The following is a 21,037-nucleotide window of genomic DNA, read 5'->3' on the forward strand; positions in this document are numbered from 1 at the left end:
CGACACGCATGAGCCAGACCGAACTCGCCGATTCCCTGCCACCCGTACTGCAAGACCAGCCGATCGAGCGCGTGACGCGCGACGGCGTGGAATACGTGGTACTCGGCACGGCGCACGTGTCCCGTACCAGCGTGGAAGCCGTGGAAGCGCTGCTTGCGCACGAACACTTCGACGCGGTCGCCGTCGAACTGTGCGACAGCCGCGCGCAGGGCATGCGCGATCCGGATGCGTTCAAGCAGATGGATCTCTTCCAGGTGATCCGCCAGGGCAAGGCCGGCATGGTCGCGGCCAGCCTGGTGTTGTCCTCGTTCCAGAAGCGACTTGCCGAGCAGTACGGCATCCAGCCCGGCGCCGAAATGAAAGCCGGCATGGACGGCGCCGAACAGCGGGCGCTGCCGGTGTGGCTGGTGGACCGCGAAGTCGGCATCACGTTGCGCCGCGCCTGGCACAGCGTGGGTTTCTGGCAACGCTTCGGCCTGATGGGCGGCCTGATCGCCAGCGTGTTCGAGCGCCAGGACATCGAAGAAGCCGAGATCGAAAAGCTCAAGCAAGGCGACATGCTGGAAAGCGCCTTCAGCGAGTTCGCCACCAACTCCGCACCGCTGTATCGCGCACTGATCGCCGAACGCGACGCCTACATGGCAGCGCGCCTGCGCGAACAGGCGACGCAGGCAGGCTTTGGCGAAGGACGACGCGTACTCGTCGTCATCGGCGCGGGTCACCTCAAGGGTTTGTGCGAGCAGATCCGCACGCAGCAGGGCGACCCGGCGGCCGAAGCCGCCACACTCGCCGCGGCACCGCCGAAGGCACAGTGGCCCAAGTGGCTCGCCATCGGCCTGGTACTGGCCGTGTTCGTCGCCATCGGCTTTGCCTTCCATCGCAGCCCTTCGCTGGGCACGGCGGCACTGCGCGACTGGGTGCTCTACACCGGCGGCTTTTCCGCCATCGGCGCCATCATTGCGGGCGCGCATCCCTTGAGCGTGCTTGCGGCATTCGTCGCCGCACCGATCAAGCCGTTCCGCCCGGGTATTCCGTCTGGCGGCATCAGCGCGATGGTCGAAGCGTGGGTGCGTCGCCCCCGCGTGGCGGATTTCGAAACCCTGCGCGATGACATCGGTCATTGGCGTGGCTGGTGGCGCAATCGTGTCGCACGAACCCTGCTGAATTTCTTCCTCGTCAGCTTCGGCACGATCATCGGCGAATACACCGCCGGGATTCATATCTTCAAGAGCTTGTTCTGAGCCAGGGGCGCAGAGCGTCAGTTCAAGGCTTTCAATCCAGGGACGACTTGTGCCAGTTCTTCATGAGTTCAAGGCGTTCACTTGAGGCGTTGAGGCGAGCACCCGGCCCTCTCCCCGGCGGAGAGAGGGCGAGGTTCGCTTCTCAGTGCCGCCCCAGGCCCTGATCCAGCACGTCCAGCAACTGCTCGTTGCGATCCAGTCCGTGCTCCCAGTACATCACGCCGCCCAGGCCCTTCTCTTTCACGAAGGCGGTCTTGGCGCGCAATGACTGCGGATCTTCATAGCTGATGAAGGTGCGCGTCTGTGCGTTCCACAAATAAGGAGCCTGTGCCTTGGCGTCCCAGTGGCGTACGAAGCCGTTCTTGTCGATGAAGTTGGCCTCCAGGTCACGCCAGGTCGGCGCATCCACGAACTTGGTGTACTTCTGCTGCAAGCCATCGTGCGCGGGATCGACGCCCGTGAACTGGCGGCCATAAAACGCAACGCCCAGATTGAGCTTCTTCGCCGGTACGCCGGCCGCCAGGAATTGCGCCACGGCCTTGTCGCCCGCGCGATCGTCTTTCGGTGCCACGTCGGACAAATGAAGACCCGCGTGATGGCCGGTCGTCGGCGTCAGGCTGGTATGGAAGTCGTAGGTCATCAGGTTGAACCAGTCGAGCGAATGCGAGACGCGCTCCAGTTCGATGCCCTCGACGAATTCGGCATCGGCAGCGGCTATGGTCAATAGATAGTGCTTTCCGTCGTGCGCCTGCCCCAGCTTGTCGAGGCGCGCGCGCAGGGTTTCGAGCAACAGACTGAAGTTGCGCCGGTCTTCCGGACGATGACTGATGCCTGCGCCGGGAAAGGTGGGGTATTCCCAATCCAGGTCCACGCCGTCGACATCGTATTTCTCGATGAACGCGGCCACGCTGTCGGCCATGTGCTGGCGCGTCGCGTCGGTCAGCGCCACATCCGAAAAGTAATCCGCTCCCCAGCCACCGATGGACACGACGATCTTGAGGTTGGGATTGATCTTGCGCAGCCCCGTCAACGTGGCAAGTGTCTGGCCCGCAACGGGGCTCGGGAAGATCACATTGCCTTTGATATCCAGTCGTCCGAACGCGTAATTGATGACATCGAGCTTGTTGGCGCTCACGTGCGGCAGCGGATCGGCGTCGGCCACGTAACCGACGATGCGGTAATCTGCCGCAGGGGTCGCCGCCTGGACCGGCGTCATGCCTGTAGCGGCAAGCACCAGAACCAGACTCCCCAGCACCTTGCCCATGAAGGCCTTTCCTGCATAAACGGCCGTGTTTTGCATGCGTATTTCCTTTGCGCTCCGGGATGCCGCGAGCGGCTTCGCGGCAGGATGAAATGGACGGGCTCAACAAGTGTCAGTGATGCAAATCAGCGACTTGCGACATGTTGTCCGTTCGTGAATGCAACGACTATACTGCCGTGACATTCACCATGTACCAGCCGGAATCGTGGGGACGATCCTGATGACTCGACTGCAACTGCTTGGCCTGACCGTGGCCGCCGCTTTCTTCGCCACTGCCAGCGTGCATGCCGAGGGTGACAAAGCTGCCGGACGCAAGTTGATCTACACGTGCAATGGTTGTCATGGCGTACCGGGCTACGCCAACGCTTATCCGAACTACCCCGTGCCGCGCATCGCCGGCCAGAACGAGCAGTACATCGTCAACGCGCTGCACGAATACAAGAGCGGCGAACGCAAGCATCCGACGATGATGGCCCAGGCGCAGAGTCTGTCCGACCAGGACATTCAGGACATCGCCGCCTATCTCTCCAGCCTCGCCAAGTAAGCCAAGGACTCCACACCGCATGAAACGTGCACTGACCCTGCTTTCATTCGGCGCCGTCCTGGCGTTCGCTTCCACCCAGCTGCTGGCTGCGGGTGACATCGAAAACGGCAAGCAGAAAGCTGCCGCCTGTTTCGCCTGCCATGGCACCGACGGCAACGCGGTGGACCCGCAGTACCCGCGCCTGGCTGGCCAGTACAACATGTACATTCAGCAGGCACTCAACGAGTACAAGACCGGCCAGCGCGACAACGCCATCATGAAGGGCTTCGTGGCGCAGCTGTCGGATCAGGATATCCAGGACATCGCCGCCTACTTCTCCAGCCTGCCGACCAAGCTCGATACCGTGCATGGTCATATCCAGGGCGACAAGTAAGCCGGTTCGACCAACGGCTTGAAAAAAGAAAAGGCCCGCATGATGCGGGCCTTTTCTTTTGGACGTCCAGACGGCTGTGCTCAGCCCAGCGCGGACTTGCCTTCCTTGCGGCTGTAATACGGATTGCTGCCGTCGCTGTGGTCGGTGGCGTCGCGACCCTCGGTAATCTCCGGCACGCGCTCGCGCAGCGTCTTTTCCACGCCGTGCTTGAGCGTGACATCCACCATGCCGCAGCCATGGCAGCCGCCGCCGAACTGCAGGATCACCACGCCGTTGGCGTCGACTTCCAGCAGGCTCACCCGGCCGCCATGGGAAGCAATCTTGGGATTCACCTCGGCTTCGAGCACGTAGCGCACGCGCTCGATCAAACCTGCGCTTTCACCCGGCATCTCGCCCTTGATGCGCGGTGCACGAATGTTGAGTTGGCCGCCCGTGGCATTCGGCTCGAAGTCGATGGTGGCGCCTTCCAGCCAGGAAGCACTATCGCCATCGACGTGAAAATCGAAGCCTTCGCATACGATGGTCCATTCCTGGCCCGTCAGTTCATCGCGTTCCGCAAATTCAAGCTCGCAATTGGCCGCCGGTGTGCCCGGCGACGTCACGCGCAGCCGGATGCTCAACCCGTCGATGCCTTGCTGGGAGAGCAAACGCAAAAAATGCTTCTGCGCGCGTTCTGAAATGTCGATCATGTCTTCTCCAGCTGAAACTCCGGCCTGGCCGGCAATACAGCACCATTTTAGTCCTATTTTGATCCGCCTGCCCGGCTTTGACTTTTCACCGCCAAGCTTCGACGCTTCGCAGCCTTTCCCACGCCTCGGACACAGTCATGACCCTTACCCAACTCGCCAGCCAGCACTGCACGCCGCGCAAGGGCAAGGAACACGCGCTCGCTGGGGACCAGCTCAAGGAACTGCTCGCCGTGCTGCCGGGCTGGAAGGTCACCGATGACGGCAAGGCCATCATCAAGGACTTCGCCTTCCCGGACTTCCATCACACGCTGGGCTTCATCAATGCGGTTGGCTTCATGGCCAATCAAGAGGATCACCACCCGGATCTCGAAGCCGGCTACGGTCATTGCCAGGTGTTGTGGTCGACGCATGATGTCGGCGGCTTGTCGATGAACGACATCATCTGCGCGGCACGCGTCGACGTCCTGCTCGAACGTTGAGCCCCTGGAGCCGCCCGCCCCGACTCCTGCCAGTCGCGGGCTTTCTCGCGACGGTGGCACTGTTGTTGTGGTGCATGGCGGCCCTGTCCGGCTGGATCACGCGTGGTCAGCTGATTCATGAGGCCAGCGAACGGGTCGCCACATTGCGCAGCACGGGGCCCCTCTGGCACTGGCACCTGCGCCGGGAATCGGACGTGGTCGCGAGCCGCGTCTTCGGCGCGGCGGATCTTGCTGTCGTCCCGGATGGATTGGAGATCACCAGTCGCGACGGCACACCTTTCGAGATCGGCCTGCCGCTTGTCGGTCCGGTCGACCTGGGACGCTGGCCCCTGCTTCGGCTGGCCATGCACGGCAACAAGAGCGGCGCCCTGGGGCTTATCTATCAGCCCGCCGAAACCAACCTGCCTTGTTCGGCCGATGGCGTGGCATCACTCCCCACGGGTGACACGCCGGTCACCATCGACCTCCGCAAGCTCCACTGGCACACCTCGGACGGCGCACCCTGCGCGGCGCCGGCCGTCGTCGCTTATATGTTGCGCCTGCGGGTGAGTCTCCCCGCCGCCGCCACACTCAGCCTTCACTCCGCCTCCCTGTCATCGCCGGAATCGATATCCCTGCCGGCCACGATCGGGCATGAGACCGCTGACATCCAACTGCCGGAAACAGGGTCCATCCTGAGCTGGGCGCCCAGCACCGAGCAGCAACAAAGGCACTCGGCCCCGGTGGTGCGGCTTTCCGAGGGCGCCTCGTCGGAGACCATGCTCCTGTCGCGCGACAGGGTGCTGCGGTTCTGGCCAGCCGCGATCATCCTGCCGCATGGCCAGGCGCTTCCGATCACGACAGCGACGCACATGCCGGCGTGGCTGGATGTGGGGGTGTGCTGTCTCTACCTTGCCTGGCTGATCTGGCTGGCTGCCCGCCAGCGCCCCGGCGTGGTGCGGCCATGGATCGAAGTAGCGGCCATCGCCGCCGGCCCGTTGTGGCTCATTGCCGGACTGCGTTGGAGCCCGGAACCTTCGCTGTCAGGCGTCGTGGCGTTCCTGGCCGCGCTTGTCTACGGCGGCCAGAGCGAATGGCGCCGGCGCCCCGTGGACTGGTCCTGGTGGGGAAAAGACTGGCGGGACTGGTTGCTTCCCATGGTGCCCGTGCCGGTTGCCCTCGCACTGATGCTGGCGGATGGGCACCACCTGGTCCATCTGGAGCCCCGGCACATCCTGGCCTACCTGGCCTGGGCCCTGCTCCAGCAGTGGGCCATGCTGGCCCTGGTGATGGGGCGGCTTGAACGGACAGGTTTGCCCCGGGCCGCCATGGTGGTGGTCACGGCCACGTTATTTGGCCTGCTGCACACCCCGAATGGGTCGCTGATGCAGCTTTGCCTGCTTGCCGAGCTCTGGTGGGCCTGGTGTTTCATGCGCTCGCCCCGACTGGTGCCGATTGCACTTGCCCACGCGGCGAGCGCCTTGCTGGTCGAGGCCGGACTTACCGGCCACCTGCTGCGCTCACTCGAGGTCAGTGCGCGCTTCTTCCTGTAGCTGCTCCCACAAACGACGGACTTTCCGGCTTTTTGCAGCGAAGTTGTCGAGAAATTCCTTCAAGTCGTCAGGCAGCGGCGCGGAAAAGCTGTACGAGCGGCCGTCCAGCTCGAAACTCATGTGCGACGCGTGCAGGAACAGGCGATTCAACCCCAGCTCCTTGAACGCCTTGTTCATTTCCTTGTTGCCGTACTTCGGGTCGCCCGCCAGCGGGTGGCCGATATGCGCGGCATGAACGCGGATCTGGTGGGTGCGTCCCGTTCCCAGGGTCGCCTGCATCAGGCGCGCGCCGGGGTATTGCTCCGCTTCCTGGAAGAACGTGAGCGAGGGCTTGCCATTGTCAGACACCCGGACCATGCGTTCGCCGCCCTGCAGCACCGACTTCAGCAGCGGCGCATTGACGTTGAACTTGGCCTTTCCGGGGTGACCCACCATCAGGCAGAGGTACTGCTTGGTCACCGAACCGTCCCGGATGGCCGCCTGCAAGCCGGTCAACCCGGCTCGCGTCTTGGCGAACACCAGCACGCCGCTGGTATCGCGGTCGAGGCGGTGAACCAATTCCAGGTGTTCGGTGGGACGGGCCGCACGAAGCAGCTCGATGGCACCGTGACTCACCCCGCTGCCACCATGGCTGGCGATGCCGGAGGGCTTGTCGATGACCAGAAAGTGCTTGTCTTCAAAGATGATCGACTCAACCACCGATGAGACCATGCCGGCTGCCGGACCCTTTTCCGGCGCCTTCTCGGCCATCCGGACGGGCGGAATACGCAGCATGTCACCAGCCGCGAGACGCGTTTCCGGCTTGGCGCGCTTCCCGTTCACGCGCACCTGTCCCGTACGCAGGATGCGGTAAATCATGCTCTTCGGAACGCCTTTGAGCAGGGTCATCAGTGCGTTATCGATACGCTGACCGTCCCGCTCGGGGCCGATCTCGACTTGACGCACACCCTGAGGTGCGCCGGGGGAAGTTGCCGTCTGCATTGAAAAAAACCTGACGAAATAGGATACTCGGCCGGCGTTTGGTCCCGCCCTGCCGAAGTTCGGATGGAGTCGGGACGCCCATCCCGTGACGTCGGCGAGGATAGCGCCGGTCGCCTCTCTGGCAGCCGGTTGCTGCTCCCTTACATCGTAACGGTTTGGGTTGTCGTTTGTCCGGTTCTTGAAGGGTTCCGGAGGGCGGTCGGCGCAAGCCTAAGAATCATCCCGGCACCGAGAACGATGCCGTCATTTGCCGCTTAACCGCAGCGGCGCGATCCCCGGCAGGCCGCCGAAGCGACTGGCGCCACCGAGGCACGCGACGCGCGGCAAGCCGAGGAAAAATTACAATGAAACGTATGTTGATCAACGCAACTCAGCGTGAAGAGTTGCGCGTGGCCATCGTCGATGGCCAGACCCTTTACGATCTCGACATCGAAATCCCTTCCCGCGAACAGAAAAAGGCCAATATCTACAAGGGCCGCATCACTCGCGTCGAGCCTTCCCTGGAAGCCTGTTTCGTCGACTACGGCGCCGAACGCCACGGCTTCCTCCCGCTGAAGGAAATCGCCCGCGAGTACTTCACGCCGGGCCTGGACCCCAACAAAGCCAACATTCGCGACCTCATCAAGGAAGGTCACGAAGTGGTCGTGCAGGTCGAGAAGGAAGAACGCGGCAACAAGGGCGCAGCGCTGACCACCTTCATCAGCCTCGCCGGCCGCTACATGGTGCTGATGCCCAACAACCCGAAGGCGGGTGGCGTGTCGCGTCGCATCGAGGGCGAAGACCGCCAGGCTTTGAAGGAAGCCTTGGAGCATCTCAACGTCCCTGACGACGTGGGCCTCATCGTGCGCACCGCCGGCCTCGGCCGCGACGCCGAAGAACTGCAGTGGGATCTCGATTACCTGCTGCAGCTGTGGAAGGCCATCTCCGGCGCCGCCCAGGCGCAGAAGGCCCCGTTCCTGATCTACCAGGAATCGAAGCTGTTCATCCGCGCCCTGCGCGACTACCTGCGCAGCGACATCGGCGAGATCCTCATCGACGAGGAATCGCTCTATAACGACGCGCGCGAGTTCATGCAGCAGGTGATGCCCAACGCCCTGCGCAAGCTCAAGATGTACCGCGACGAGACCCCGCTGTTCTCGCGCTACCAGATCGAAACCCAGATTGAGAGCGTGTTCGACCGCCAGGTCCGCCTGCCCTCCGGCGGCTCGATCGTGGTCGACCAGACCGAAGCCCTTACCGCCATCGACATCAACTCGTCGAAGGCCACCAAGGGCAGCGACATCGAAGAAACCGCGTTCAACACCAACCTGGAAGCGGCGGTGGAAATCGCCCGCCAGCTGCGCATCCGCGATGCCGGCGGCCTGATCGTGATCGACTTCATCGACATGGACAGCCCCAAGCACCAGCGTGAAGTGGAAGAGCGTCTCAAGGACGCCCTGAAGCTGGACCGCGCCCGCGTGCAGATTGGCCGCATTTCGCGCTTCGGCCTGCTGGAGATGTCCCGCCAGCGCCTGCGTCCGTCGCTGGGCGAAGCCACCCAGGTGGTGTGCCCCCGCTGCGAAGGCCACGGCCACATCCGTGGCGTGGAATCGCTGGCGCTGTCGACCCTGCGCCTCATCGAAGAGCACGCCATGAAGGACAACACCGGCCAGGTGCTGGTGCAGGCCCCGCCGAGCGTGGCCAACTTCATGCTCAACGAGAAGCGTGCCAGCGTGGTCGAGATCGAGCTGCGCAACAAGGTGCACGTGGTCATCGTGGCCGACGACAAGCTTGAAACGCCGCACATCGAAATCCAGCGCATCCGCGAAGCGGACATGGGCGAGCACAGCAAGCCCAGCTACGAGCGCCTAACGGCCGTCGAGGCCTCGCCGGTCCCGAAGATGGGCCAGACCCTGGGCAGCAGCGAGCAGCCCGCCGTGAGCGGCATCGTGCCGTCCAGCCCCGCGCCCGTGCGCGAAGAGACCGCATCGGCTGCCACGGCTCCGCAGGCCCAGCCCGCACGCCAGGCTGCCGCAGCACCAGCGCCGAGCGGCGGCGTCCTGTCGCGACTGCTTGGCTGGTTCCGCGGCACGGCAGCCCCGGCGGCGCCCGCTCCGGTGGCAAAGGCCGAGTCGGCCCCTGCCCCGCGCAACAACCAGCGTCGCGATGATCGCCAGCGCCAGGGCCAGGGTGGCCAGCAGGGCAATCGTCAGCAGCAACAGCAGCAGCGCCGTGAGCAGCCGCAGCAAGGCCAGAAGGGCCAGCAGCAAGCCAAGGGCAACCGCCAGCAGCAACAGCCGCGCCAGCAGCAGGCACAGCCGTCGGCCAAGCAGGAACAGCGTCAGCAGCAGCCCAAGGCCGAAGGCCAGCAGCCGCAGAACGAGCGCAAGCAGCAGCCGCGTCAGGAGCAGCAACCGCGCCAGCAGCGCGCCGACCATCCGCAGCAGCCCGCCCAGACGCAACAGACACCGATTGCAACCGAGGCTCCCGCAAACGCCGCCGTTGAGCGCCACGTCCAGGCGCCTGGCGTCGATGTGATCAAGGATGTCGTGGCACCGGTTGAGGCCGCCAATGAAGCCGCAGGCTCGGTGGCAACGCCAGCGGCTGCCGCAGGAACGCCCGAAGCCGAAGGCGGCCAGTCGCGCCGTCGCCGTGGTCGTCGTGGCGGTCGCCGCCGTCGTCGCCACGAGGACGCCGCCCAGGCCGGTACCGAGGTCGCAGCCGGCGCAGACGACGATCATCTGAACGATCTGGATGACGAAGACCGCACCGAGAGCACGGCCGCCGTCACCGCCGCTCCGGCCCCGGCGACGCAGGCTTCGACTGCACCGATCGCCGCCGTGACCGCAACGGTTGTTGCCGCTGCGGTTGCGCACGCAGCCTCTGAGACACCGGTGGCCGATGCAGCACCGTCCACGGCAAATCATGACGTGGAAGCGACATCGAAGCCCGTCGAAACGCATGCACCGGAACAGGTCATCAGCGCCGTGGCGCCCGCGTCGTTCAACCTGCCGACGCTGCCTCCCATTCCCGCGGTGGAAGCCGTCGCCGAGGTGGTGACGGAGCACGTCCACGTCGAAGCGCCCGTTGCCCCGGTTGCGGTGCACGAAACGCCTTCGCAGGAGCACGCCGCCGAAGTCGTTGCCGAGGTGAAAGAGGATGTCCAGCCGCTGACCACCAACGTGGCGGCCACTGCCGCTCATGCGCCGGAGCCCGTTCAGCACGTCACCGAACAGGTGCACGAGGCGAAGGTCAGCACCACGGTCGATTTCGGCACGCATGTCGACATCTCACCCAAGGTCGATGCGGTGATCGAGTCGCCCAAGGTGGCCCAGGCATCCGTAACGGCAGCCGATTCGGTGACGTCGACGGTGGAGAGTGCGGAAGTCACGGTGGCATCGGAAACGCTCGCCACGCCTCCTGCCCAGGGAGATCTTCTGGCGCATGCCGGCCTGGCATCGGAAGAGGCTGTGCCGACCTCGACTCCCGAGGAAAGCGTTGAAGACCTGAAGAAGGATGCGTCGTCGCACGGCTGACGCAGCAAGGAAGGAAATAAAAAAGCCGGGCAATTGCCCGGCTTTTTTTTGGCATCGTCTGCGGTCAATTACCAGGAAGATTGTTGCCCACCTGGTTGTTGTGGGTGTCCAGCAAGCCGTGGATGGTCATAAGGTGCGCAAGGCTGATCACGTGATCGACCTGCAGCTTCTCCATCAAGCGCTGCTTGTAGGTCGAGACGGTCTTGGGGCTCAGGTTGAGCTGCTCGCCAATCAGGGTAAGCGCCTTGCCTCGAACCAGCATCATGGCCACCTCAAGCTCGCGGCTGGAGAGCGCATCAAACGGTGATCCTTCGCCATCCAGCGTCGCAAGCGCGAGTTGCTGCGCCACGACCGGTGCGAGATACCGCCTTCCCGAAGCCACCTGGTGAACGGCGTCGAGCAATTCCTCTGACGTGCATCCCTTCGTGAGATAACCAAGCGCGCCCGCATCGAGCAGGCGCTTGGGGAAACGGGCGTCATCGACCACCGTGACGATGATGATGTGCGTGGCGAGCTTGGAACGCGACACGCGCTCGGTAAGCTCGATTCCGCTCATGCCGGGCATGTGGACATCCACGAGCGCAATGTCCGGCGTCTTGCTGCGGATAAGCCTCAGCCCCTCTTCAGCCGTTCCTGCCTCGCCGCAGATTTGAATATCCGGCTGCTGCTGCAGGATCATCCTGAACCCCGTACGCACCAGCTCGTGATCGTCAATCAATACAACCTTGATCACCAGTCGCCCTCCTTGGGTGTGTCCGGGGAACATAGGCTGCGACATAACCCAATGCAAGCACCCGACGTCTTAGAAAAATCCGATAACTAAGCACTCTTACGAGCGTCTGCGACATTGCCTTACAGAGCTCGCCCTGGAAGTGCTGACGAGTCTATTCGACACCGGTTGACCAGTTGCGTAGCCCTTCGGCATCGAGATCAAAATCCTCGACCACTACGGTGATGACTTGACCGCGTGCGTCAGACCACTGTTGTTCGCCGACTCGACGAAAGACGCCTTCAATGATGGCGCCCTGCGCGATCAGGCAATCACTTTCGCAGTGACCCACGACATACCCTTCCGGCAGTTCCGCCGCGACACGGCGATCGTAGGGTCCGAGAAATCTGATGCCGCGCATGACATCCCTCGATGCGCCGAATGTGGCGACTGATCAAGCCAGCGATACCCCGAACCGGGATACCACGGCTGGCGGGGGAATTTAAGTTACTAGACGAAAGCTCGCAGCTCAATGAAACAGCAGAACTACATATCGCGCGGATCGAGCCTGGGGCCCCCGACATAGGTGAAGGTCAGCTGGGCGTCTTCGCCAAGGCGCGTCGTCGGAATAAGCAGAATTTCCGTATCGCTTTTATTCCAGGCGAACGAGCCGGCCGTTGCCCGGGGCGCGCCGTACTTCCTGGTCAGGTCCGAGGCAATGCCGTGGACGGCGTCGGCACGAACACGGAACGTGAGCATGCCCACGTTCCCTTCACGATCGAGCCTGACGAACAGCTGAGCAGGCTGCCCCAGGTACGTATCGGCAAGCACACCGTTGCTGCCTGCCAACCGACCACTCAACTCCGCCGGCGGCGGAGCCCCGAGAGTTATCCCCTTGACCTTCAGCCCGGCCGCAGATGCGGTCACCGCAGCCAACCCCAGAACCAGAGCCACGAACCAACGCATAGACACCCCTATCTACGAATGGCGGACCAACCGAGGCATTGCGGACCCGGACACGCAAGCCAAAACGCTTCAAACCGTTGGTGCCCGGAGACGGGATCGAACCGTCATACCCTTGCGGGTGAGGGATTTTAAGTCCCTTGCGTCTACCAGTTTCGCCATCCGGGCCATGCGGAAGGATGCGAATCCTAGCATGCGGAGGCTGGGACACCTTTGCTCGAACGCGCACGCCTCGGAAAGAACCCTTCCGGCAAAGGTGACATTGCGAAAGATGCGTCGATCGCATGAGCACGGCCGACACTCATTCGATCGCGAGGAATGGCAGAAGCCGAACGCCCCGGCTGTCGCGGGTCTACGGCCATAAAAAAAGCGCCCTTAAGGCGCTTTTCTCGATGTGCAATGGAGGCCTGGGTCGGAATCGAACCGGCGTACACGGCTTTGCAGGCCGCTGCATGACCACTCTGCCACCAGGCCATTGCACAGAGATCGTAACCCGAAAAAGGGATTACCACCCTCTGATAAAACAAAACCTCGGGTTTCCGAGGCTTTGCAGAAAACTGGAGCGGGAAACGAGACTCGAACTCGCGACCCCGACCTTGGCAAGGTCGTGCTCTACCAACTGAGCTATTCCCGCATCAGAGTCAGAAATAATAGCAGAACCTCGGCATTTGTGAAGAGTCTGGGAAGGCTTTTTTTCACAATTCTCCTCAGCGACAGCCTCCGGAAGGATCACGGGCGAAGCCGATGGAAAACATCGTTTCACCTTCCCCAGCAACAAGAGCACGTATACGCGTTGCTGGCGCAACAGTCCGTCCGATTTGCAGCGACTGGTATCTGCGGCGCGCGGGCTTATCTTGTCGTCAGGCGCCACAAGGGCGCTCCACCATCAACAGGAGTGCAGCATGATCGACCGTCGACCGTTCAATAGTCTGGGCGGAGCCAACCACGGCTGGCTCGACGCCAAGCACCACTTCTCGTTTGCCAACTATAACGATGCTTCCCGCATGGGCTGGGGCGCGTTGCGTGTGTGGAATGACGACACCATTGCGTCGCAGACCGGGTTTCCCCCGCATCCGCATTCGGAGATGGAAATCATCACCTATGTGCGCGAAGGCGCGATCACGCATCAGGACAGCCTGGGCAACAAGGGGCGTACCATCGCGGGCGATGTGCAGGTGATGAGCGCGGGCTCCGGCATCACGCATGCGGAGTACAACCTCGAATCGGAAACCACTCGCATCTTCCAGATCTGGATCATCCCGGATCAACATGGCAAGCCGCCGTCGTGGGGCACCAAGCCCTTCCCGATCGGCGATCGCTCGGGCCGCTTTGTCACGCTGGCCAGCGGCTTCAAGGAAGACGGTGATGCCCTGCCCTTGCGCACGAATGCGCGCGTACTCGGTGCATCGCTGAAGGCGGGTGAGACGGCTGAATACGAGCTCGACGCGAGCCGCTACGCGTACCTCGTGCCGGCCACGGGCAAGATCGAGCTCAATGGCGTCTCGCTCGATGCGCGTGATGGCGCGGCCATCCGCAATGAAACGAAGTTGACCGTGAAGGCACTGGAAGACAGCGAGCTGGTGCTGGTCGACAGCGCACCGTAACGGGGCGTCGCGGGCGCGCAGCGGTTGCACGACCAAGGTGGGAGTGAACCGCTGCCGCACCCTTGCTAACCTCGCCTGATCCCCACGGGCGAGGTCAGCGATGAATCACGGTATCCACACCATCGATACAGGTTTCGTGCGGCCACGTTTCGATGCGGCGTATCTCCTGGTCGAAAACGGTCGCGCCGCTTTCATCGACTGCGGCACCAACCATGCCGTGCCGCGCATGCTTGATGCACTCAATCAAGCAGGCCTGACCACCGACCATGTCGATTGGCTGATTCTCACGCACGTGCATCTTGATCACGCCGGCGGTGCCGGCGAACTGATGGCGCATCTACCGCACGCCAGGCTCGTCGTGCATCCGCGCGGCGCGCGTCACATGATCGACCCGAGCCAGCTGTGGGCCGGTGCGTCGGCGGTATACGGCGAAGCGGTGATGGAGGCGACCTATGGACGGCTACGCCCCGTGCCCGCCGAACGCGTCGTGGAAGCGCCGGATGACTTCGTCGTCGATCTGGCGGGACGACCGTTGCGTTGCCTGGATACACCGGGACACGCGCGCCACCACCTGACCGTTTACGACGAACGCGCCGGGGTCTGCTTTACCGGCGACACTTTCGGTTTGTCGTATCGGGAATTCGATACCGCGAACGGGCCTTTCATCCTGCCGACCACGTCGCCCGTGCAATTCGATCCCGAGGCTTTGCACGCATCGATCAGGCGATTGACGGCGTTGAATCCCGCAGCCATGTATCTGACGCACTACGACCGCGTCGGCAACGTGGAAAAACTGGCGGGCGACTTGCACGTGCAAATCGACGCCATGGTCGACATCGCGCGCGCCGCACAGGAACAATCGCTCGATGCATCGCAACGGCATGACGCCATGAAAACGGCGCTGACCGAGCTTTATGCGTCACGCGCGCAGGCACACGGCTGGGAAGGCGATCGCGAACAGCTGCTCGAGATTCTCGGCATGGACATCGAACTCAACGCGCAAGGATTGGGCGTATGGCTGGACAGTCAGCACAAACGCGCCCGCTGATTCCGCAGGTTCAACGCATCGAGGCGTCTATCAACTGCTCGGCCACTTTCACCAGCGAGCTTGCGGGACCTTTCGGGCCAAACATCTGGCCTGACGCGTAAGTGCCTTCAAGCAGCAGCAGCAGACCATCGGCGAGTGTGTCGGGTTGCTTCGCACCCATGGCCGTCGACAACTGCACCAGGCGTTCGCGAAACTTCCGCTTGTGTTCCTCGGCAACCTTGCGTGCCGGGTGGTCATCACCGGGATATTCGACAACGGCGTTGGTCAAGCCGCAGCCCCGGTAACCGATCTGCGTGGCGCGCTGGGCCAGGCCTTCCAGGTAAGCCATGAGTTGCGCACGCGCATCGTCGGGATACGTTTCCTTGCCGGCCTCGAACACTTGCCAGAAGGCCAGTTCGTAATCGCGCAGGTACTCGGCCGCCAGTTCATCCTTGGACGCGTAGCTGCGGTAGAGGCTGGGCTTGGTGACGCCGGCGCGGGACACGATTTCTTCCACGCCGATGGCGCGGATGCCTTCGCGATAGAACAACTCGCGCGCCGTGCTGCGGATACGATCCGCCGCCTTGGGCTTGGTATCGGCAGCGGTTTCCAGAGGCTTGGATTCGGAACGTTTGGCTGGCATGGCAAATCACGGTTGACAATGTTACCGATCGGTACGTAGCATTCATCCACTCACCGTACCGATCGGTAACATGACTATACAGCGCACCCGCCCCTTCGGCCAGAAGTACGCCTTTGTCGTTGCCGGCGTGATTTTCCTTGCCCTGCTTGCCGCTGCTGGCGTGCGTGCGGCACCCGGCGTGCTGATTCGCCCGTTGGGCGATGCCTTTGGCTGGAGCCGCGACACGATCTCCCTGTCGGCGGCGCTGGGCATCTTTCTCTACGGCATGGTGGGTCCCTTTGCCGCCGCCTTGATGCAGGCCGTTGGCATTCGTCGCACCTTGATCGGCGCGCTGACCCTGATGGCCGTGTCCATTTCGGCCAGCGCGTGGATGACGCAGCCCTGGCACCTCATGGTGACCTGGGGCCTGTTCTCCGGTCTCGGTTCCGGCTGCGTGGCGATCGTGCTCGGTGCCACCGTGGTGAACCGCTGGTTCGTGACGCATCGCGGCTTGATGATGGGCTTGCTCACGGCCAGCACGGCGACCGGCACGCTGGCGTTTCTGCCGGCGCTGGCAGCCATTGCGCAGTACGGCGGCTGGCGCCCGGTGGTGTGGACCGTGGCTGCGGGTTGCGCGCTGCTGATTCCACTGGCGTGGTGGCTGCTGCCGGAACGCCCTTCCGATATTGGCCTTCGCCCTTACGGCGCCACGGAAGAGGACACAAACACCGCGCCTAACCGCAACCTGCTTGCCATTGCGCTGGGCACGCTTGCGGTTGCCGCGAAACAGCGCACCTTCTGGTTCCTGTTCGCCACGTTCTTCATTTGCGGCTTCACCACCAATGGATTGATCGGCACGCATTTCATCGCGATGTGTGGCGACCATGGCATTCCCGAAGTGCGCGCGGCAGGCCTGCTGGCCATGATGGGCGCGTTCGACTTGGTCGGCACCACCATGTCAGGCTGGCTTACCGATCGTTACGACCCGCGCAAACTGCTCTTCGTGTATTACGCGTTGCGCGGACTGTCGCTGATCTGGCTGCCCTATTCCGATTTCTCGTTTGCCAGCCTGTCGCTGTTCGGCATGTTCTACGGCCTCGACTGGATCGCCACGGTGCCACCCACGCTGCGGCTTGCCTCGGATGCATTCGGCGACCGTGATGCGCCGGTGGTCTTCGGCTGGGTGGCCGCCGGTCATCAGATCGGTGCGGCGAGTGCGGCCTTTCTCGCAGGTGCACTGCGAACGCACAGCGGCGATTACATGCAGCCTTTTGTCATCGCCGGCATCACCGGGCTGGTCGCGGCTGCGCTCGCCTTGATGATCCAGCGACGCTCTCATCCACAGCCCGCATGGCAGGCTGGCTGATCAGGCGAGTCGCGTACCGTTGGGTACCGGACGTTCGATGGCAGTGAGCACGACACCCTCGTCCGTCGGAAATCCCGTCAGCAGAAATTGCGAGCGGAACGGGCCAATCTGTTTTTCGGGAAAGTTGATGACGCCGACGATCTGGCGGCCCAGCAAGTCCTCTGCCTGATACAACGCCGCGATCTGCGCACTGGTCTTGCGCTCGCCGTACGGTCCGAAATCCACCCACACTTTCCACGCTGGCTTGCGCGCTTCGGGAAACGGTTCCACGCGTGTCACGGTGCCGGCGACCATCAACACCTTCTCGAAATCGGACCAGCTGATGTCAGCCTGGTTGCCATGGTTTGCTTCGTTCATCCTTCCAGCCTCGTCTTGAACCAGTCCTTGCTTTGCTGCCACCAGTAACTGGCCTGTGCCCCCAGATATCCGAAGGGGCGGTACGTGCGATCAAGGCCATACGGCGCGAATTGTTTCCAGCGATCGTCCCCGTCTGCCAAGGCGGACGCCAGCAATTCGCCAGCGGCACAGGTCGGTGCCAGGCCGTGGCCACCAAATGCCTGCGCCCACCACAATCCGTCGCCACTGCTGCCGATCTGCGGCATCTGATGGCGTGCGTAGCTCATCAGGCCTGACCACGCGTAGTCGACTCGCGCGCCTTTCAATTGAGGGAACACACGCAGCAGGTCACGCATCAAGAGCTGTTGCACGGCCCGCGCGGAACGATCGCGTACGGAGATGCGCCCGCCCCATAACAGGCGGCCATCGGGCAACGGCCGGTAATAGTCGAAAGCGAAGCGCGAATCGTAGATGGCCGCACGCGTGTCCAGGCATTCACGGAGGCGATCGCCCAGGGGCTCGGTCACCATCACGTAGGTGGCAATGGGCAGGATGGCGCGATCCACCTGTCGCCGCAGTCCCGCAAGATAACCACCACAGGCAAGCACCACCTGATCGGCAGTCACCGAACCCTGGGCGGTTTCAATGCGCCATCGAGCGCCTTCGCGGCGCAGGCGCCACACATCAGTATGCTCGTGAACGCGGACACCCTGCCCTGCCGCAGCACGCGCAAGGCCAATGGCAAAGTTCAGCGGATGCAGATGCAACGCATCGCGTTCGTAAAGCCCCTCGTGATAGCGCGTCGTATGAATGCGCTGGCGCAGATCATCCCGTGACAACCATTCCCAGGACACACCGTAGTGACGGGCCAATAGTGCCTGCCGGTCGCGAAGCACGGCCGGATCGCGGAACCAATTCGCCCAGATGACACCTTCGTCCACCATGTCGCATGGCATGGCGTACTGCGATACGCGGCGGCGTATGCGGGCGACAGCGTCCGTCGTGTGGCGGAACAGGGTCAGCGCAGCGTCTTGCCCGCGCTGGTCCAGCAGTGACTGCTCTCCCAGCGAATAGCCGCCGAAAACGAAACCGCCGTTACGTCCCGACGCACCGAAGCCCACCTGCTCACGTTCGAGCAGCACTACATCGCTGACGCCACGCTCGGCAAGACCCAGCGCCGTGTGCAAACCCGCAAAGCCACCGCCGATGATGGCCACACGCGCGTCCGTGTGCCCCTGCAAGGGCGCAAAAGACGGGTACGCCGTCGCCGTTGCACGGTAATAGGAAGTCGCCGGTAACGAACTCATGCGCTGGACTTGCCCTGCTTCGGGTCAGGCCGGAGAGCATAGCGCAGCGTTGACCGCCGATCGTTGCCTTCAGTCAACCACGCTCACGCCCAGCGGACGCGTATCGCTGCGACCGCGATCATCGACCACGCGCACCTCGTAGTTGCCGGCGGCGCCGGGTTGCCAGAACAGGGACTCCCCGGGTGCACTGCGTCCCACGAATGCATCGTTGACGAACCAGTACATCTCATGGACCGACGCATCCGCGTTGGCGTTGAAGGCAATCCGATCCTGTCCTGCCGATTTGAAACGCATCGCGTAAATGCTGCCGCGCAACGGTGACGTAATGGCCGGCGCCTCGCCATCGACGCCACTGAGCATGCACGCGTCGTTCCGCGGTGGTGCACGCCGTGGAATACCCGCCTGGACGAACACGCGTTGCAGTTCCGACGGCCAGTATTCGTAGACCTCGACATGCGTGTGCTTGCCGTCATACGGCGGGCATGCGGGCTGGCCGGTGGCATCGTCGATCACCACCGGGCGATGTACCTGGCTTACCCGGATGGGCGACTTGCCCGGAATGAACCACGTCATGCCACGCTGCGGACACCACTGGTTCGGAAGGTCCCCGCTGGCAAGGCAGATCTCCACGCGCTTGAGGCGGGCTGGCATGTGGCGCACCGGTTCGACCATTCGCGGCTGCGCCGCACGCAGCGCGTCGACCATCTGGAAGAACAGCGGTGCCGCGGCATCCACGCCCACGAACGCGGGATTGCTGCTTCCGTCGAAATTGCCCACCCACACCACCAGCACATACGGCCCGAAGCTGCCGGCCGTCCAGGCATCGCGAAAACCCCAGGACGTCCCGGTTTTCCAGTACACCGGCAATCGATCCGGCTGGGCGCCGGTGGTTTCGTCGGGGCGAGGATTCTGGCGAAGCATGTCCATCACCATGAAGCTGGATTCCTCGCTCAGTACGCGCGTTCCCTCCCGTTGCGCATCGCCGGCGAGCAAACGCAAAGGCCGTAACTCGCCACGGTTGGCCAACATGGCGTACAAGCCGCCCAGTTCCTGCATGGTGACCTCGCCACCACCCAGCACGAGCGCCAAGCCATAGTGTTTCTCGCTCGCCATGCGGCTGATGCCGGCATCGTGCAGAAACTGATAAAGCGTCGGCTGCTGCAGTTGCGATGCCACCCACACGGCAGGAATATTTCGACTGCGCACCAGCGCTTCCGTAGCGGTCACCGGCCCCAGGAAGTGGCCATCAAAATTCTCCGGCGCATAGGGACCAAACGCCGTGGGGACGTCGCGCAAAACCGTCTGAGGATGCAGCACACCTTGGTCGAAACCCAGCGCATAAATGAAGGGCTTGAGTGTGGAACCGGGCGAACGCTTGGCCTGCGTGCCGTTGACCTGGCCCTGGATGTCCGCGTTGCGATAGTCCGCCGATCCCACCAGCGCCTTGATTCCCATGTCGCGCGTGTCGATGAGCAGCGCCGACGCATTGCGGATGCCTCGCCCACTGTTTCGCTCGATATAGCGCGCCACCTGTCGCTCAAGGACATGCTGCACGTCCAGGTCCAGCGTGGTGGCCACGCGGCTGTCGGACGTATCGGAGGTATAGCGACGGGCAACGAGTACCTGGTCGACCGCGTGCGGTGCCTCGAACGGCAACTGGGACAACGGACGCAGGTGCAGCGGCAGGGCAAACAGAGGCTGCAGCGCTGCATCCTGTGGATGCAACGTTTTCCATCGCGCGTAAAGGCGATTGCGCGATGTGTTCAAGCGGGCACCGATCATGTCCGGTGCGTCGCCGCCCGCTTGCAGGCGCCGGCTGGGGTCTTGCGGGATGACCGCCAGCGTCAATGCCTCGGGCAAGCTCAACGCGTCAGGAGCCTTGTCGAAATAGGCGAGACTGGCCGCACCCACGCCTTCGACGTTGCGACCGTAAGGCGCGTAGTTCAGGTACGCCTCCAGGATCTGATGCTTCGAATAGAACAATTCCAGCTGCACCGCCCGTACGACCTGCTGGAGCTTTCCCGCCGGCGTGCGCGTGTTGAGGCGCCACAGCAATCGCGCCAACTGCATGGTGATGGTGGAACCGCCCTGCCGATTGCCATGGCTTACGTAGGTTACCCATGCGCCTCGCGCGAGGCCGTAGGGGTTGAAGCCGGGATGCCAGCGGTACCAACGGTCCTCGTGCAACAGCACGCCATCGACCAGCGCGGGGGAAATATCCTTCAGCGGCACCCATAGTCGATATCGCTGATCATTCGCCAAGGTAAGCCGTATCAGGCGACCACGGTCGTCGTAGACCGCCGTGGAAGAAGGCAGCCAGCTACTGAGCGGCCGGTGCGGCCACACGCGAAACCCCACCAGAATGGCAGCCACTATCGCCGCACCGACGAGCCAGTTCTGCCAACGCACGACCCAGCGTGCGATGGCGTGGCTACAGCGACTGAGCAAGGCAGAGGGTTTCATGCAGGTCGGGGAAAGAGCGCGCCTG

Annotated in this window: 19 protein-coding genes and 3 tRNA genes; 9 read left to right on the top strand and 13 right to left on the bottom strand. The window is 63.1% G+C overall.

The genetic code is table 11. From position 1 onward, the window contains the following. Positions 1-8 precede the first annotated feature (8 nt). Complete coding sequence (locus DK366_RS19260; protein WP_109127175.1) at positions 9-1,241, top strand: TraB/GumN family protein; 1,233 nt, start codon at positions 9-11, stop codon at positions 1,239-1,241. Positions 1,242-1,383: 142 nt separating this feature from the next. On the opposite strand, the gene DK366_RS19265 is transcribed toward DK366_RS19260, so the two are convergent. After that, positions 1,384-2,541, bottom strand: a complete 1,158-nt coding sequence (locus tag DK366_RS19265; RefSeq protein ID WP_109127176.1) for a glycoside hydrolase family 18 protein — start codon at positions 2,539-2,541, stop codon at positions 1,384-1,386. A 181-nt stretch (positions 2,542-2,722) separates the two neighbouring features. Here DK366_RS19265 and DK366_RS19270 point away from each other — a divergent pair, with 181 nt between their 5' ends. Together DK366_RS19270 and DK366_RS19275 are read left to right on the top strand one after the other, a co-directional pair. Further along, positions 2,723-3,046 (top strand): cytochrome c, encoded by a 324-nt coding sequence (locus tag DK366_RS19270; RefSeq protein WP_109127177.1) that lies wholly within the window; start codon positions 2,723-2,725, stop codon positions 3,044-3,046. A gap of 19 nt (positions 3,047-3,065) precedes the next feature. Further along, the gene (locus DK366_RS19275) at positions 3,066-3,419 is read left to right on the top strand and encodes a cytochrome c (protein ID WP_109127178.1); all 354 of its coding nucleotides are present in this window, start codon (positions 3,066-3,068) and stop codon (positions 3,417-3,419) included. A gap of 80 nt (positions 3,420-3,499) precedes the next feature. Here DK366_RS19275 and DK366_RS19280 read toward each other — a convergent pair whose 3' ends face one another. Then, a complete protein-coding gene (locus DK366_RS19280; RefSeq protein WP_109127179.1) occupies positions 3,500-4,108 on the bottom strand; it encodes an NfuA family Fe-S biogenesis protein in 609 nt (202 codons plus the stop codon). Positions 4,109-4,245: 137 nt separating this feature from the next. Here DK366_RS19280 and DK366_RS19285 point away from each other — a divergent pair, with 137 nt between their 5' ends. Both DK366_RS19285 and DK366_RS19290 read left to right on the top strand, forming a co-directional pair. Further along, the gene (locus DK366_RS19285; RefSeq protein ID WP_109127180.1) at positions 4,246-4,587 is read left to right on the top strand and encodes a 4a-hydroxytetrahydrobiopterin dehydratase; all 342 of its coding nucleotides are present in this window, start codon (positions 4,246-4,248) and stop codon (positions 4,585-4,587) included. A 74-nt stretch (positions 4,588-4,661) separates the two neighbouring features. After that, a complete protein-coding gene (locus DK366_RS19290) occupies positions 4,662-6,119 on the top strand; it encodes a CPBP family glutamic-type intramembrane protease (RefSeq protein ID WP_109127181.1) in 1,458 nt (485 codons plus the stop codon). On the opposite strand, the gene DK366_RS19295 is transcribed toward DK366_RS19290, so the two are convergent. Then, positions 6,087-7,100, bottom strand: coding sequence for an RluA family pseudouridine synthase (locus tag DK366_RS19295; RefSeq protein ID WP_109127182.1), 1,014 nt, complete (start codon positions 7,098-7,100; stop codon positions 6,087-6,089). The genes DK366_RS19290 and DK366_RS19295 overlap by 33 nt on opposite strands. 344 nt (positions 7,101-7,444) lie before the next feature. On the opposite strand from DK366_RS19295, the gene DK366_RS19300 reads away from it, so the two are divergent. Then, positions 7,445-10,615, top strand: coding sequence for an Rne/Rng family ribonuclease (locus DK366_RS19300; protein ID WP_109127183.1), 3,171 nt, complete (start codon positions 7,445-7,447; stop codon positions 10,613-10,615). A 64-nt stretch (positions 10,616-10,679) separates the two neighbouring features. Here DK366_RS19300 and DK366_RS19305 read toward each other — a convergent pair whose 3' ends face one another. The 6 genes from DK366_RS19305 to DK366_RS19330 form a co-directional block, all read right to left on the bottom strand. Beyond that, the gene (locus DK366_RS19305; RefSeq protein ID WP_109127184.1) at positions 10,680-11,348 is read right to left on the bottom strand and encodes a response regulator; all 669 of its coding nucleotides are present in this window, start codon (positions 11,346-11,348) and stop codon (positions 10,680-10,682) included. A gap of 151 nt (positions 11,349-11,499) precedes the next feature. After that, positions 11,500-11,745: a hypothetical protein gene (locus DK366_RS19310; RefSeq protein WP_109127185.1), complete on the bottom strand. Its 246-nt coding sequence runs from the start codon at positions 11,743-11,745 to the stop codon at positions 11,500-11,502. Between the two features lie 125 nt (positions 11,746-11,870). After that, positions 11,871-12,290 carry a hypothetical protein gene (locus DK366_RS19315; RefSeq protein ID WP_109127186.1) on the bottom strand — a complete coding sequence of 140 codons (420 nt, stop codon included), beginning with the start codon at positions 12,288-12,290 and terminating at the stop codon, positions 11,871-11,873. 78 nt (positions 12,291-12,368) lie between these two features. After that, positions 12,369-12,455, bottom strand: a tRNA-Leu gene (locus DK366_RS19320). Between the two features lie 232 nt (positions 12,456-12,687). Beyond that, positions 12,688-12,761 (bottom strand) — tRNA-Cys (locus DK366_RS19325). 84 nt (positions 12,762-12,845) lie between these two features. Further along, positions 12,846-12,921: transfer RNA gene (locus DK366_RS19330), tRNA-Gly, on the bottom strand. Between the two features lie 268 nt (positions 12,922-13,189). Here DK366_RS19330 and DK366_RS19335 point away from each other — a divergent pair. Continuing rightward, positions 13,190-13,891: a pirin family protein gene (locus DK366_RS19335; protein ID WP_109127187.1), complete on the top strand. Its 702-nt coding sequence runs from the start codon at positions 13,190-13,192 to the stop codon at positions 13,889-13,891. Between the two features lie 100 nt (positions 13,892-13,991). Next, positions 13,992-14,939 (top strand): MBL fold metallo-hydrolase, encoded by a 948-nt coding sequence (locus tag DK366_RS19340; RefSeq protein ID WP_109127188.1) that lies wholly within the window; start codon positions 13,992-13,994, stop codon positions 14,937-14,939. A 10-nt stretch (positions 14,940-14,949) separates the two neighbouring features. On the opposite strand, the gene DK366_RS19345 is transcribed toward DK366_RS19340, so the two are convergent. Then, positions 14,950-15,561, bottom strand: coding sequence for a TetR/AcrR family transcriptional regulator (locus DK366_RS19345; protein ID WP_109127189.1), 612 nt, complete (start codon positions 15,559-15,561; stop codon positions 14,950-14,952). Positions 15,562-15,631: 70 nt separating this feature from the next. On the opposite strand from DK366_RS19345, the gene DK366_RS19350 reads away from it, so the two are divergent. Continuing rightward, positions 15,632-16,906: an MFS transporter gene (locus DK366_RS19350; RefSeq protein WP_109127190.1), complete on the top strand. Its 1,275-nt coding sequence runs from the start codon at positions 15,632-15,634 to the stop codon at positions 16,904-16,906. Here DK366_RS19350 and DK366_RS19355 read toward each other — a convergent pair whose 3' ends face one another. From DK366_RS19355 to pbpC, 3 genes are all read right to left on the bottom strand, one after another. Further along, entirely contained in the window at positions 16,907-17,263 is a 357-nt protein-coding gene (locus tag DK366_RS19355; RefSeq protein WP_109127191.1) for a tRNA-binding protein, read from the bottom strand. Then, positions 17,260-18,549, bottom strand: coding sequence for an FAD-binding oxidoreductase (locus DK366_RS19360; protein WP_109127192.1), 1,290 nt, complete (start codon positions 18,547-18,549; stop codon positions 17,260-17,262). Before DK366_RS19360 ends, DK366_RS19355 begins: the two co-directional genes overlap by 4 nt. 69 nt (positions 18,550-18,618) lie before the next feature. Further along, positions 18,619-21,012, bottom strand: coding sequence for a penicillin-binding protein 1C (pbpC, locus tag DK366_RS19365; RefSeq protein ID WP_109127193.1), 2,394 nt, complete (start codon positions 21,010-21,012; stop codon positions 18,619-18,621). Between the last annotated feature and the right edge of the window lie 25 nt (positions 21,013-21,037).

The organism is Dyella sp. C11, from assembly GCF_003121485.1.
In the GTDB taxonomy this organism is placed as follows: Bacteria; Pseudomonadota; Gammaproteobacteria; order Xanthomonadales; family Rhodanobacteraceae; genus Dyella.

Excerpts from the sequence above, each read along its gene's own strand:
- DK366_RS19260 (WP_109127175.1), top strand. The coding sequence starts at position 9 with ATGAGCCAGACCGAACTCGCCGATTCCCTGCCACCCGTACTGCAAGAC.
- DK366_RS19265 (WP_109127176.1), bottom strand. The coding sequence starts at position 2,541 with ATGCAAAACACGGCCGTTTATGCAGGAAAGGCCTTCATGGGCAAGGTG.
- DK366_RS19270 (WP_109127177.1), top strand. The coding sequence starts at position 2,723 with ATGACTCGACTGCAACTGCTTGGCCTGACCGTGGCCGCCGCTTTCTTC.
- DK366_RS19275 (WP_109127178.1), top strand. The coding sequence starts at position 3,066 with ATGAAACGTGCACTGACCCTGCTTTCATTCGGCGCCGTCCTGGCGTTC.
- DK366_RS19280 (WP_109127179.1), bottom strand. The coding sequence starts at position 4,108 with ATGATCGACATTTCAGAACGCGCGCAGAAGCATTTTTTGCGTTTGCTC.
- DK366_RS19285 (WP_109127180.1), top strand. The coding sequence starts at position 4,246 with ATGACCCTTACCCAACTCGCCAGCCAGCACTGCACGCCGCGCAAGGGC.
- DK366_RS19290 (WP_109127181.1), top strand. The coding sequence starts at position 4,662 with ATGGCGGCCCTGTCCGGCTGGATCACGCGTGGTCAGCTGATTCATGAG.
- DK366_RS19295 (WP_109127182.1), bottom strand. The coding sequence starts at position 7,100 with ATGCAGACGGCAACTTCCCCCGGCGCACCTCAGGGTGTGCGTCAAGTC.
- DK366_RS19300 (WP_109127183.1), top strand. The coding sequence starts at position 7,445 with ATGAAACGTATGTTGATCAACGCAACTCAGCGTGAAGAGTTGCGCGTG.
- DK366_RS19310 (WP_109127185.1), bottom strand. The coding sequence starts at position 11,745 with ATGCGCGGCATCAGATTTCTCGGACCCTACGATCGCCGTGTCGCGGCG.
- DK366_RS19315 (WP_109127186.1), bottom strand. The coding sequence starts at position 12,290 with ATGCGTTGGTTCGTGGCTCTGGTTCTGGGGTTGGCTGCGGTGACCGCA.
- DK366_RS19335 (WP_109127187.1), top strand. The coding sequence starts at position 13,190 with ATGATCGACCGTCGACCGTTCAATAGTCTGGGCGGAGCCAACCACGGC.
- DK366_RS19340 (WP_109127188.1), top strand. The coding sequence starts at position 13,992 with ATGAATCACGGTATCCACACCATCGATACAGGTTTCGTGCGGCCACGT.
- DK366_RS19345 (WP_109127189.1), bottom strand. The coding sequence starts at position 15,561 with ATGCCAGCCAAACGTTCCGAATCCAAGCCTCTGGAAACCGCTGCCGAT.
- DK366_RS19350 (WP_109127190.1), top strand. The coding sequence starts at position 15,632 with ATGACTATACAGCGCACCCGCCCCTTCGGCCAGAAGTACGCCTTTGTC.
- DK366_RS19355 (WP_109127191.1), bottom strand. The coding sequence starts at position 17,263 with ATGAACGAAGCAAACCATGGCAACCAGGCTGACATCAGCTGGTCCGAT.
- DK366_RS19360 (WP_109127192.1), bottom strand. The coding sequence starts at position 18,549 with ATGAGTTCGTTACCGGCGACTTCCTATTACCGTGCAACGGCGACGGCG.
- pbpC (WP_109127193.1), bottom strand. The coding sequence starts at position 21,012 with ATGAAACCCTCTGCCTTGCTCAGTCGCTGTAGCCACGCCATCGCACGC.